We start from the raw sequence: 12,711 nt of genomic DNA, 5'->3' as shown, positions 1-12,711 counted from the left end.
TTCCTTCCCCCACTCCGTTCCCTCCCCCCACTCGTTCCTTCCTCCCCCCACGAGGAGAGCCCATGCTCAGGCTCCACCGTCCCCGTGCCCGGCTCCGGGCACTGACCGCCGCCGCGTGTACCGCCGCCCTCGGCGTCGCGCTGCTCTCCGGGGCAGGCGGCGCGTCGGCCGGCGAACCGGCCGCCTCCGCCGGCGCGGACAGGGCCACCGCCTCCGCGTCCCCCACCGCGGCGGGCGACAAGGTGGTCGGATACTTCACCAACTGGGGTGTCTACGACCGCGATTACCACGTCAAGGACATCGAGACCTCCGGTTCCGCCGACAAGCTCACGCACATCAACTACGCGTTCGGCAATGTGACCGGCGGAAACTGCGCGGTCGGCGACTCCTTCGCCGACTACGAGAAGGCGTACACCGCCGACCAGAGCGTGGACGGCACCGCCGACGCCTGGGACCAGCCGCTGAAGGGCAACTTCAACCAGCTGCGCAAGCTCAAGGAGCGCCACCCGGACCTGAAGATCCTCTGGTCGTTCGGCGGCTGGTCCTGGTCGGGCGGGTTCGGCGAGGCGGCCAAGGATCCCGCCACGTTCGCCAAGTCCTGCCACGACCTGGTCGAGGACCCGCGCTGGGCTGATGTGTTCGACGGCATCGACATCGACTGGGAGTACCCGAACGCCTGCGGGCTGACCTGCGACACCAGCGGGCCCGACGCGTTCCGGAACCTCGCCTCGGCGCTGCGGACCGAGTTCGGCGAGGACGCCCTGGTCACGGCCGCCATCACCGCCGACGGCTCGGACGGCGGGAAGATCGACGCGGCGGACTACGCGGGCGCCGCGAAGTACTTCGACTGGTACAACCCGATGACGTACGACTTCTTCGGCGCCTTCAACGCGCAGGGACCGACCGCCCCGCACTCGCCGCTCACCTCCTACGACGGCATACCCACGCAGGGCTTCAGCTCCGACGCGGCGATCAGCAAGCTCAAGGGTCTCGGCATCCCGTCGGACAAGCTGCTGCTCGGGATCGGCTTCTACGGGCGCGGCTGGAGCGGGGTGACCCGGGCGGAGCCGGGCGGCAGCGCGACGGGTGCCGCGCCGGGGACGTACGAGGCGGGCATCGAGGACTACAAGGTCCTCAAGGACCGCTGCCCGGCGAACGGGACGGTCGCGGGCACCGCGTACGCGTTCTGCGACGGCCAGTGGTGGAGCTACGACACGCCCGCCACCATCGCCGGGAAGATGGCGTACAAGGAGCGGCAGGGCCTGGGCGGCACCTTCTTCTGGGAGCTGAGCGGGGACACCGGGGACGGTGAACTGATCCGTTCGATCGGCTGATCCGGCCGGCAGGTCGGCCGCTGCCGGGGCCGGCGGCCCGGGCGGATCGGCTCGTCGGGGACGGGGTGTCTCAACGGCCTCCGTCCCCGGCGTCACCACGAGGGCGCGGCACCTCGTACGACGGGTCCGGGCCGGTGGAGGGATCCGGGCGCGTATGAGCGGCGGGATCCGTGCGTAAGGTGCCCCCGGCACCGCCCGGCAGCGGCCTTTCGCCCGGTCCCTCGCCCGGCTCGCGCCCGGTGTACGGGCGGAAGGCCGGGTCCGTCGGCGGGGCCGGGCACTCGGGCGCGAACTCCTCGATCGTGTTGAGCGTGTGGCGCAGCATCCGCACCATCAGGTCGCGCGGGATCTCCAGGGTCAGCTCCTGGTACCCCAGCCACTCCAGCGTCAGCCACTCGACCCCGCTCAGCCAGCCGAGCAGGGCGAGCCGGGCGATCGGCGGGATGTCGGTGTGCCCGTACGCGCCTTCGGCGATGGTGGAGACCAGCCCCGTGCGGACGGCGTCGCGGATCTCCTGCACCTGGGTGTCGAAGCCGACGCCACCCGTGATGATCGTGCGGTACGCGGCCTCGTTGTGCTGGGCGAAGCGCAGATACGCCTCGACCGTGCGCCGGACCCGTTCCGTACGGGGCAGCTCGGATCCGCCGGCCGCGGCGAGGGTGACCAGTTCGGCGACGGAGTCCTCGACGATGGCCAGGTAGTAGCCGCGCTTGTTCTTGAAGTAGTAGTAGATGAGCCCCTTGGCCACGCCGGCGTGCCGGGCGATGTCGTCCATGGACAGCGCGTCGTACGAGGTGTTGGCGAACAACTTGCGCCCGGTCGCGATGAGTTCGGAACGGCGCACCTGAGATCGTGGGGAAGCGCCGCGCTGCTGGCTGCCATTCACATTCGTGTCCTGGGTCTCACGGAGCCGCCAAAGATCCACGCAGTATGGCAGAGAGATCACCGAAGATCACAGAAGCGTGCGCGGCGTCCAAGGGCCCTGAACGGCCGTACGACGCCACCCCGGGACCGGCCGCGGCGCCACGGGACCGCGGCACCGCGGCCGGCGCCGGGGAATCAGAGCAGCCCCACCGCCCGCAGGGCGCGCCGCTGGGCCGCGCCGGGCGACGCGGGCCAGTACACGTACGCGACCCCGCCCGTCCCGGACGCCACCTTGCCGGAGGAGTTGTAGCGCTTGGTGCGCAGCCAGATGTTCTCCCATTCGCGCCGCCGGTAGACCCGGCGCACGGCCGGGTTGTCGGGCGAGGCGGGGTCGTTGGCGATCACGTCGCCCGCGGCGGTGAAGCCGATCACGGTCATCAGGTGTCCCGCCGTCCCGTAACCGGCGCCCGTCAGCTCCTCCTTGAGGAAGGACTGGGAGGTGATCACGGGGATGCCGGCGGCGACGAGCGTCTCCACCTCGGTCAGCGAGACGAGCCGGGTGACGGCGGCGCTCAGGTCCCGGTAGGTGGCGGCGTACGCGGCGTTGAAGGGCCAGTTGCCGCAGCCCCCGTACTGGTGGTCGTAGGTGAACCGGGCCGCGTGGCAGACCTGCGGGTCCGCGTAGCCCGGATCGACCCAGGCGAGATCGGCGGCGGTGGGCCGGCGTCCCCAGTACTCGATGATCATCTGGGACGAGGTGGGGCTGCACCACGCCTCCCCGCCGTTGTCGTACTGCGGGTACTGCCCGATGTGGATCTCCTGCGAGTAACGCGGCACGGTCAGCTCGTGGGCGAGGCCGGGGACGGACTCCGGGACGGTGAACCGGTCCGGGATGTCCGACGCCATGGCCCCGATCCGGTGGACCGTGGGCGTGAGCCCGCTGCCGGGGGTGCGGTAGAGCGTGAGCCGCAGCCGGTAGGAGGTGACGCGCAGCCCGCTCGCCGCGTCGTCCACGGCGAGGGTGTCGGTCCACACCGAGCTGCGCCCGTCGCTCTGGTCGTCGACGGAGGTGCGCCGGATGTCGCCGTCACCGTCCCCGGAGGTCCAGCGGCCCATGACGTACCAGGGGGTGTCGGTGCCGTCGGAGTACCGGCCGCGCAGTTCGGCCTGGAGCCAGGTGCCGGCCGGGGTCCGCGCGTTCCAGGAGGCGATCAGCTCGGTCGCGGGGACCGTGGAGCGGTGCGTGGGAGAGGTCCAGGTGGCGTACTCCCAGGTGGTCGTCTTCCTGGTGTGCGGATCGGTGTAGTCGGTACGGCCCGCCGGGGTGCCGATCACCAGCGCGGGGCGGGGGCCTGAGACGGCCCGGGTGCCCTTGGCCGTGCCCGCGCGCCAGTCGGAGTACGAGGCCCAGAAGGCGTTGTCCACCGGGCGCGCGGCACGTTCCGCGCCGCCGGGAACCGCCCCCGCGGGGCGCTGGGGAGCGGCCGTCCGCCGGGCCGCGGACGGGGCGGCGTACGCCGGAACGGCGTTGGCGGCGCCGGCGCCCGCGACGACCGCGAGCGCGGCGGTGAGCACGGTTCTGCGCGAGGTGGGACTGGCCATGGGGACCTCCGGTCGACGGCGAAGGAAACAGCGGGAGGGAACGGCGAAAGGGAAGCGTCTGCCCGACAGTCGCCACTATCCCGGTTCGCTCGGGGCCGCGGCCAGAGATCGGCGGCGCGCCGGGGGACCAATATTGGTCTCGACCAGTGGCGTGACCTGCGGGCGGCGCCCCGTACCGTGGACCGCATGGACGATCTGACGGCGACGGCCGCGGCACTGCGCGCCCTGCCGCCCTCCTGCGGCCCGGTCCGGCTGATCGGCGTGGACGGTCACGCGGGCTCGGGCAAGACCACCTTCGCGGCCCGGCTGGCGGCCGAGCTGGACGGCGCGCCGGTGCTGCGACTGGACGACATCGCGACGCACGAAGAGTTGTTCGCCTGGACCGGACGGCTGTCGGCGCAGGTCCTCGAACCGCTCGCGCGCGGCGCGACCGCGCGCTACACGCCGTACGACTGGACGCTGCGCCGCTTCCGCGCGACCCGGACCCTGCCTCCGGCGCCCCTGGTCGTCATCGAGGGGGTGGGCGCCGGACGGCGGGCGCTGCGGCCCCGTCTCGCCCGGCTGCTGTGGATGGACCGCGGCGCCGAGGAGTCGTGGGCGCGGGGGCGCCGGCGTGACGGCCCCGGTCAGGCGGCCTTCTGGGACGGCTGGACACCGGCGGAGACGCGCCATTTCGCAACGGACCCGTCCCTGCCGTACGCCGATGCGCTGATACGGGAGCGCCGGGAGGGATACGAGGTTCTTCCGGGGCCCCTGACAACAGCAAGTACGGACCAAGCCATCACGTAACGTGACAGCGGGCGTGCCCCATACCGACCAGTCGGAAATCAACCCGGGAGAGTGGCCAACTCGGCTTGACCACGGGGCGGGACAGGTCTTACGTTCTCAATGTGCGGCTTTTCGGAGCCGCCGCGGACGCGAAGCCCCCGGTTGTTCCCCCGTGATCGGGGGCTTCGTTCTGCCTTTTTCGCCCCACCCGCACCTCGGACCCCCCTGACACGCTCACCCTGGGTCACCGCCACGACTACCTGCGGTGCCCTTATTCGCACACGCTCCGCGCAGGTACGATGCCTCTGGGTGCGGTCAATTCCCGTCCGCGAAAAGGTGGTTCAGCGCGCTGCCCGTGGGCGCCCGCCCGGCGGGACGTCACGGGGGCACGGTTTGTGGGGGACCTGATGGAAATCGGCACGCAGGGCACCGGAGCCCCCGCCGACCTCGCCTGGGTGCGCGGCGTGGACGCCTACACCATGGGGGCCTACCCCCAGGCGGAGGAGGAGTTCAGGACCGCGGTCCGGCTCGACGCGGGAATGGCCGACGGCTGGCTGGGGCTGCACGCGCTGCGCGTCGACACCACCTCCGCCCTGCTGCACATGTACCGCCACCGGGACCGCTTCGGCGAGCAGCGCTCCCGTCACCGGCGCACGCTCAACTCCTGGTACTGGCTGGGCTGGTGGGTCCAGCCGTTGCTGGAGAGCGGGCGCGACCTGCTGCTCGCGCACGCCTCGCACTGGCTGGACGGCCGGCACGTGCCGGAGCTGGACCGGGCGCTGGCGGGGCTGCCCCCCGTGGACGCCGACCCGCAGGTGCGCTTCCTGCACGCCTGCCGCGCCTATCTGGTCAAGGACTGGGAGCAGTTGGTGCGCCACACGGACCCGCTCGCCGACGATCCGCTGCTGGGGATCGAGGCGGGACTGTTCGGCGGGATGGCGCGGGTCCGGCTGGAGATGTACGGGCAGGCGCTGCCCCTGCTGTCCACCGCGCTGATGCGCTGCCGCAGCGAGCAGCCGCAGCGCAAGGAGCTGCGCTACTGGCTGGCGCGGGCACACGAGGGGACGGGGCGCAGCGCGGCGGCACTGCCGCTGTACCGGGCGGTGCACCGGCTCGATCCCGCCTTCATGGACACGGCGGCCCGGCTCGCCGCGATCACGGACTCGGACGGCTACGAGGGCCCCGACGATCCCGGCCTGGCATCGGTGACGCTGGGGGGCTTCGGCCAGGACATGATGGACGCGGTGGACGCGCAGGGCGATCTGGAGGGGCCCCCGGGGTCCGATGTTCTACTGGGCGGTGAGGGCGGGCCACCGCTCGGCGGCGGCGCGGCGCCGGTGGTGCCGGACCCGCCGGCGCCCGGGCGGGACGCGCGCGATCCGCGGGAGCTGCGGGACGGGCGGGAGGTACGGGACGTGCGGGAGAAGGCCCCACCGCCCGTACCCCCGCAGCAGGGGGTCCCGGTGCCGCTCCTGGGCCCGCGCTTCCCGGACGGCCCGACGGATCCGGAGCTGCTCGCCGAGGCGCTGGCGGAGCTGGAGCGGATGGTCGGCCTGGAGCCGGTGAAGCGCCAGGTCAAGGCGATCTCCGCACAGCTGAACATGGCGCGGCTGCGGGCCGGGGAAGGACTGCCCGTCCAGCCGCCGAAACGTCACTTTGTCTTCTCCGGTCCGTCGGGCACCGGGAAGACCACGGTCGCGCGGATTCTCGGCCGGATCTTCTACGCGCTCGGCCTGCTGCACGGCGATCACCTGGTGGAGGCCCAACGGGCGGACCTGGTGGGCGAGTTCCTCGGCCAGACGGCGGTGAAGGCGAACGAGCTGATCGACTCGGCGATCGGCGGGGTGCTGTTCGTGGACGAGGCGTACAGCCTGTCCAACTCCGGCTACAGCAAGGGCGACGCGTACGGCGACGAGGCGCTCCAGGTGCTGCTGAAACGCGCCGAGGACAACCGCGACCACCTGGTGGTCATCCTGGCCGGATACCCGGAGGGCATGGACCGCCTGCTCGCCACCAACCCGGGCCTGTCGTCCCGTTTCACCAGCCGGGTGGACTTCCCGAGCTACCGGCCGCCGGAACTGACGGCCATCGGCGGTGTCCTGGCGGCGGAGAACGGGGACGTCTGGGACGAGGAGTCGGCGGACGAACTGCGCTCGATCAGCGGGCACGTGGTGGAGCAGGGCTGGATCGACGAGCTGGGCAACGGCCGCTTCGTCCGCACGCTGTACGAGAAGAGCTGCGCGTACCGGGACCTGCGCCTGTCCGGCTACCGAGGCGTCCCGACCCGCGACGACCTGGCGACCCTGCGCCTGCCGGACCTGATGCAGGCGTACGGCGAGGTGCTGTCGGGCCGGGGCCCGGCGGACCGGGGACGCCGGACGGACCCCCCGCCGGAGGTCTGAGCGGGGTGCGCCGACCGGCCCGCCGGAACGCGGTCCGGGGCCCTGGGCCGGGTGTGAGACGTCCCAGGCCGGGTGCCGAGTTCGTCGCGGTCGGCGACGTCGACGACAAGCCGTCCCGGCCCCCGGAAGCGAGGGCGGGCCCCCGGAAGACGAGGCGGGCCCCGAAGACGGGCCGGGCCCCGAAACCGGAGTGAGCCCCGGGGGCCGGGACGGCCCGGCCCCCGGGGCGGCGGCTCAGCCGGCCAGGACCTGGGTCGACCGGTCCTGCCGGCGCTGTTCGCCCACCAGGGGCGTCCGGGCGGCGGTCAGGCGGTGCGACGGGTCGCGGACCTCACCGACCAGCATCTCCAGCACGTCCTCCAGCGCCACCAGCCCGAGCACCCGGCCCGACGCGTCCGCGACCTGGGCCAGATGCGTCGCCGCGCGGCGCATCACGGTCAGGGCGTCGTCCAGCGGGAGTTCGGCCCGCAGCGTCGCCATCGGCCGCCACACGTGCTGCGGCACGGCCCGTTCGGCGGCCTCCAGGTCCAGCACGTCCTTCACGTGCAGGTAACCCATGAAGGCCCCGCCGCCCTCCGCGCACACCGGGAAACGCGAGTAGCCGGTGCGTACCGTCAGCTCCTCGATCTCCCGCGGGGAGACCGTCGGCTCCACCGTCACCAGGGACGCGCGGGTGAGCAGGACGTCGGTGACCGGGCGGCTGCCCAGCTCCAGCGCGTCCTCCAGCCGCTCCTGCGCCTCCGGCTCCAGCAGCCCGGCCTGGCCGGAATCCTCGACCAGCCGGTTGAGCTGATCGCTGGTGAAGACCGCCTCCACCTCGTCCTTGGGCTCGACCCGGAAGACGCGCAGCACCACCCGGGCACAGGCACCGAGGCCGACGGTCACCGGGCGGCACAGCCGGGCGAAACCGACCAGGCCGGGGCTGAGCCACAGCGCGGTCTTCTCCGGCGCCGCCATGGCGAGGTTCTTCGGGACCATCTCCCCGATGACCAGGTGCAGGAAGACCACCACCGCGAGGGCTATGACATAGCCGAGCGGATGGATCAGCCCCTCGGGCACGTGCACCGCGTGGAAGACCGGTTCCAGCAGCCGCGCCACCGTGGGCTCGGCGACGGCGCCGAGCGTCAGCGAGCAGATGGTGATGCCGAACTGCGCGGCGGCCATCATCTGCGGCAGGTTCTCCAGCCCGTACAGGGCCTGTCTGGCGCGTGCGGAACCGAGGGCGGCGTGCGGCTCGATCTGGCTGCGCCGTACGGAGACGAGGGCGAACTCGGCTCCGACGAAGAAGCCGTTGGCGAGCACGAGCAGGAGAGCGAAGGCGAGTTGGAGGGCGCTCATCGGGCGCCCTCCGCCACCGGGAGGGACTCGGCCGGCGCGGCGTGCCGTGAACCCGGCGGCACGCCGGGCCTGCCGCCCTCCGACGCCTGTTCCGAGGTCTGCCCCGGTGTCCACTCCGCGGTCCGGTCCGAGGTCCGGTCCGAGGTCCGGTCCGGTGTACGCCCCACGGTCTCCACCGGGACGTCACCGGTCCGTACCAGCCGGACCCGTTCCGCCCGGTAGCGGTCCACCTGGCGTACGTACAGCCGCCAGCCGGGCAGTTCGGCCCGGTCGCCGGGGGCCGGGATACGGCCGAGGAGGTCGGCCACCAGGCCCGCCAGTGTCTCGTACGGCCCCTCGGGCGCCGCCAGGCCGATCCGGCGCAGCGTGAGGACCCGGCAGCTGCCGTCGGCCTCCCAGGCGGGCCGGCCGTCCTCGGGCGCGCCGGGAGCCAGTTCCGGCCGGCCGTCGGCCTCCGCGTCGTGCTCGTCACGGACCTCGCCGACCAGTTCCTCGACGATGTCCTCCAGGGTCACGACCCCGGCCGTGCCGCCGTACTCGTCCACCACGACGGCTATGGGCTGCTCGCTGCGCAGCCGCCCCAGCAGCTGCTGTACGGGCAGCGTCTCGGGGACCAGCAGCGCCGGAACCGCGATCCGGCCGGCCGGGGTGCGCAGCCGCTCCGCCACCGGCACCGCGAGCGCGTCCTTGAGGTGCACCATGCCCACGATCTCGTCGATGCGGTCCCGGTAGACCGGGAAGCGCGACAGACCGGTGGCCCGGGTCAGGTTCAGGACGTCCGCCGCGGTCGCTCCGGTCTGGAGGGCGCTCACCTTCACCCGGGGGGTCATCACGTGCTGCGCCGTGAGCCGGCCGAGGGAGAGGGTCCGGACGAACAGGTCGGCCGTGTCCTGTTCGAGCGCGCCGGCCCGCGCCGAGTGCCGGGCCAGGGAGACGAGCTCGCCGGGGGTGCGGGCCGAGGCGAGTTCCTCGGTCGGCTCGACGCCCAGCAGCCGCACCAGCCGGTTGGCGACGGCGTTGAGCAGGGTGATCACCGGGCGGAAGACGGTGGAGAAGAGATGCTGCGGGCCGGCCACGAACCGGGCGACCTGGAGCGGCTTCGAGACCGCCCAGTTCTTCGGTACGAGTTCGCCGATCACCATCTGGATCGCCGAGGCGAGCAGCATGCCGATCACGACGGCGATGCCGGAGACGGCACCGTCGGGCAGGCCGGTGGCCGAAAGCGGCCCGTCCAGCAGCCGCGCGAGGGCCGGTTCGGCGAGCATGCCGACGACGAGCGAGGTGATCGTGATGCCCAGTTGGGTGCCGGAGAGCTGGAAGGACAGCTCCCGCAGGGAGGCCACGACGGTCCGGGCGCGCCGGTCACCGGACGCCGCGGCGCGCTCGGCGTCGGGCCGGTCGACGGTGACGAGGCCGAACTCGGCGGCCACGAAGAAGCCGTTGGCGAGGATCAGAAGGAAAGCTGCCACGAGCAGCAGGAGGGGGATGGTCATGCCGCCGCCTCCTCGGAGGGGGCGGCGCAGGTACTACCGGACGATCCGTCCATTGCTGGAGGGAGTCACTCCTCGGGTCGCAGGGGTTCCCGCGGGCCGGTGAGCCGGCCGTCATGTGCGGGAGGGGGCGCACTCGGCGCCTCCCGCACACCAGAGTAAACAAGACAGGCCCCGTCGGGCAGTGCCGTGGTCCGTCTCCTCGCGGGAGCGGACGGCGGGGTACGGGGCCCGGCCACGCGGGGTGCCCGGGAGCCCGGGCCCGGTCACCCGCCCGCCGACGGGCGCCGGCGAGCCACGAGGACCGGACCGGGGCCGGGGCCGGACGGGGTACGGGACGGGGCCGGTCCGGTGACGCGGTCAGGCGCCGGAGGCGCCCGGGGAGCCCGGCGTATCCGGAGAGCCCGGGGAGTCCGAGGGTTCCGGGGCGGATGACTCGGTGCCCGATGACTCCGTGCCCGACCCCCGCGACTCCGTCAGCGCCCGCAGGGCCCTGGCGTCCCGGATCGCCCGCGCCTTGCCGATCCCCGGCTGGATGCCGAGGGCCGGCAGACTGCTGCCGTCACTGAGGTCGAGGAAGACCCAGGGATCGCCGGGCCGCAGATTGACCCGCAGGATCTCCGCCCAGTCGAGCCGGCGGCTGCGCGTGATGTTCACCACGGTCACCCCCGCCTCGTCCGCGACCACCTTGGGCCGGCTGAGCAGCGCCAGGACGCCGAGGAAGAGCGCGGCGGTCAGGATGAAGCTCAGCCGCTCCCCCGGATTCAGCTTCTCCAGCAGCAACGCGACCGCCGTTATGACCGCGAACATGACCACTCCGACGGTCAGCAGCACGATCCGGGTACGGACCGGCCGGAAGGTGACCGGAAGCGCGGGCGCGGGAGCCGGCTGGGGCGCGGGGGCAGACATGACTTCTCTTCCGTGCTGATGCCGCGATCGGCGGGTGCGGGAGTCGGGTCGGGACGGCGGAACATCGGGGGCGGCGGAGGTGACGTGGGACGGCCGGCACGACGGGCGGGACCGTGCCCGGTGGCCGTGGCCGGTTCTCGTCGGGTCAGAGTCGACAGGCGTGGATCGCGGTGGTCAGGATCGCCCGGGCCCCCAGATCGTAGAGGTCGTCCATGATCCGCTGCGCCTCCTTGGCGGGGACCATCGCGCGCACGGCGACCCAGCCCTTGTCGTGCAGCGGGGACACGGTCGGTGACTCCAGTCCCGGGGTGAGGGCGACGGCGCGCTCCAGGTGCTCGGCGCGGCAGTCGTAGTCCATCATCACGTACGTACGCGCGACGAGCACGCCCTGGAGGCGGCGCAGGAACTGACGGACCTTGGGCTCGTCCGCGTCCGCGCCGGTCCGGCGGACGACGACGGCCTCGGACGTCATGATGGGCTCGCCCACCACCTCCAGCCCCGCGTTGCGCAACGACGTGCCGGTCTCCACGACATCGGCGATGACCTGCGCCACGCCGAGCTGGATGGCCGTCTCGACCGCCCCGTCGAGGTGGACGACGGACGCGTCGATGCCATGGTCGGCGAGGTGCTGCGCGACGATCCCCTCGTACGAAGTGGCGACGGTCATCCCGCCGAAGTCCTCGACGCCGCCGGCCGTGCCGGGCTTGGTGGCGTAGCGGAAGGTCGAGCGGGCGAAGCCGAGCGGCAGGATCTCCTCGGCGTCGGCGCCGGAGTCCCGCAGCAGGTCGCGGCCGGTGATGCCGATGTCGAGCTTGCCGGAGCTCACGTAGATGGCGATGTCACGGGGGCGCAGGTAGAAGAACTCGACCTCGTTCTCCGGGTCGACCAGGACGAGTTCCTTGGACTCCTTGCGCTGCTGGTAGCCGGCCTCATGGAGCATCGCCGACGCGGGGCCGGACAGTGAACCCTTGTTGGGAACGGCGATGCGCAGCATGAAAGGCATTCCTTTGTACGGAGACAGGTGAGGGCGGGTGTACGAGTACGTCGGGTGCGTGGGGTGCGGTGGCGCGGCCGGGGACGGCGGGGCGTACGTCAGAGATGGGCGTACACGTCGTCGAGGGAGATCCCGCGCGCGACCATCATCACCTGGACGTGGTAGAGGAGCTGCGAGATCTCCTCGGCCGTGGCGTCCTTGCCCTCGTACTCGGCGGCCATCCACACCTCGGCCGCCTCTTCGACGACCTTCTTGCCGATGGTGTGTACGCCCTTGCCCACCAGTTCGGCGGTGCGGGACGTGGCGGGATCGCCGTCGGCGGCCTTCTGCTGGAGCTCGGTGAAGAGCTCCTCGAACGTCTTCTTGGACATGGTGTCGCCTACTTTACGCGGCTCGCCGAGGCCCCCTGCGCCAGGGCCCGCGCGCCGGCTCCGGGGGCCGGCGCGGGGCACGCGGCAGCGCCCGGATCAGGCGACGGCCCGCAGCGCTGCCACGGTGGCGACGGCGGCGGTGACCGCCTCGTGGCCCTTGTCCTCGTGCGAGCCCGGCAGGCCCGCGCGGTCCAGGGCCTGCTCCTCGGTGTCGCAGGTCAGCACGCCGAAGCCGATGGGCACGCCGGTGTCGACGGAGACCTGGGTGAGGCCCTGGGTGACGCCCTGGCACACATAGTCGAAGTGCGGGGTGCCGCCGCGGATGACGACGCCGAGGGCGACGACGGCGTCGTAGCCGCGCGCGGCGAGGGCCCGGGCGGCGACCGGCAGTTCGAAACTGCCCGGCACGCGCACCAGGGCGGGGTCGTCGATGCCGAGATCGCCCAGGGCGCGCAGGGCGCCGTCGACGAGTCCGTCCATGATCTTCTCGTGCCACTGGGCCGCGATGACGGCGACCCGGAGGTCTCCGCAGTTCCGTACGGTCAGCTCGGGTGCGCCCTTGCCGCTCACGTCGTACCTCATCCACTCTCTCCGCCGTACCCGGCGGTGCTCGCGCGGTGCTCTTGGCGTCCGGTACCG

General features: G+C 72.7%; 10 protein-coding genes and 1 pseudogene. 3 read left to right on the top strand and 8 right to left on the bottom strand.

Annotated elements, in window-relative coordinates; translation table 11 throughout:
* Window positions 1-62 precede the first annotated feature (62 nt).
* Window positions 63-1,334 carry a glycoside hydrolase family 18 protein gene (locus tag IG02_RS0134010; RefSeq protein WP_030757033.1) on the top strand — a complete coding sequence of 424 codons (1,272 nt, stop codon included), beginning with the start codon at window positions 63-65 and terminating at the stop codon, window positions 1,332-1,334.
* Window positions 1,335-1,404: 70 nt separating this feature from the next.
* On the opposite strand, the gene IG02_RS0134005 is transcribed toward IG02_RS0134010, so the two are convergent.
* Window positions 1,405-2,220: a TetR/AcrR family transcriptional regulator gene (locus IG02_RS0134005; RefSeq protein WP_078855048.1), complete on the bottom strand. Its 816-nt coding sequence runs from the start codon at window positions 2,218-2,220 to the stop codon at window positions 1,405-1,407.
* A gap of 173 nt (window positions 2,221-2,393) precedes the next feature.
* On the bottom strand, window positions 2,394-3,800 hold the full coding sequence (locus IG02_RS0134000; protein ID WP_030757027.1) for a peptidase C39 family protein: 1,407 nt from the start codon (window positions 3,798-3,800) through the stop codon (window positions 2,394-2,396).
* A gap of 186 nt (window positions 3,801-3,986) precedes the next feature.
* On the opposite strand from IG02_RS0134000, the gene IG02_RS0133995 reads away from it, so the two are divergent.
* Window positions 3,987-4,589, top strand: a complete 603-nt coding sequence (locus IG02_RS0133995; RefSeq protein ID WP_030757024.1) for a uridine kinase family protein — start codon at window positions 3,987-3,989, stop codon at window positions 4,587-4,589.
* A 386-nt stretch (window positions 4,590-4,975) separates the two neighbouring features.
* Entirely contained in the window at window positions 4,976-6,970 is a 1,995-nt protein-coding gene (locus tag IG02_RS0133990; protein WP_199814133.1) for an AAA family ATPase, read from the top strand.
* Window positions 6,971-7,204: 234 nt separating this feature from the next.
* On the opposite strand, the gene IG02_RS0133985 is transcribed toward IG02_RS0133990, so the two are convergent.
* The 6 genes and pseudogenes from IG02_RS0133985 to ribH form a co-directional block, all read right to left on the bottom strand.
* Window positions 7,205-8,308: a hemolysin family protein gene (locus IG02_RS0133985; protein ID WP_051766094.1), complete on the bottom strand. Its 1,104-nt coding sequence runs from the start codon at window positions 8,306-8,308 to the stop codon at window positions 7,205-7,207.
* On the bottom strand, window positions 8,305-9,801 hold the full coding sequence (locus IG02_RS0133980; RefSeq protein ID WP_078855047.1) for a hemolysin family protein: 1,497 nt from the start codon (window positions 9,799-9,801) through the stop codon (window positions 8,305-8,307). Before IG02_RS0133980 ends, IG02_RS0133985 begins: the two co-directional genes overlap by 4 nt.
* 444 nt (window positions 9,802-10,245) lie before the next feature.
* Window positions 10,246-10,707 (bottom strand): annotated as a pseudogene (locus IG02_RS0133975) (PH domain-containing protein); the annotation flags it as partial.
* A gap of 145 nt (window positions 10,708-10,852) precedes the next feature.
* On the bottom strand, window positions 10,853-11,701 hold the full coding sequence (hisG, locus tag IG02_RS0133970) for an ATP phosphoribosyltransferase (protein ID WP_030757007.1): 849 nt from the start codon (window positions 11,699-11,701) through the stop codon (window positions 10,853-10,855).
* 98 nt (window positions 11,702-11,799) lie between these two features.
* Window positions 11,800-12,072 carry a phosphoribosyl-ATP diphosphatase gene (locus IG02_RS0133965; RefSeq protein WP_030757004.1) on the bottom strand — a complete coding sequence of 91 codons (273 nt, stop codon included), beginning with the start codon at window positions 12,070-12,072 and terminating at the stop codon, window positions 11,800-11,802.
* A 96-nt stretch (window positions 12,073-12,168) separates the two neighbouring features.
* Window positions 12,169-12,642, bottom strand: coding sequence for a 6,7-dimethyl-8-ribityllumazine synthase (gene ribH / locus IG02_RS0133960; RefSeq protein ID WP_030757001.1), 474 nt, complete (start codon window positions 12,640-12,642; stop codon window positions 12,169-12,171).
* Between the last annotated feature and the right edge of the window lie 69 nt (window positions 12,643-12,711).

Source organism: Streptomyces sp. NRRL F-5135, from assembly GCF_000719775.1.
In the GTDB taxonomy this organism is placed as follows: domain Bacteria; phylum Actinomycetota; class Actinomycetes; order Streptomycetales; family Streptomycetaceae; genus Streptomyces; species Streptomyces hebeiensis.
Note: the sequence above shows the minus strand (reverse complement) of the source record. Positions and strands in the feature narration are given on the sequence as shown.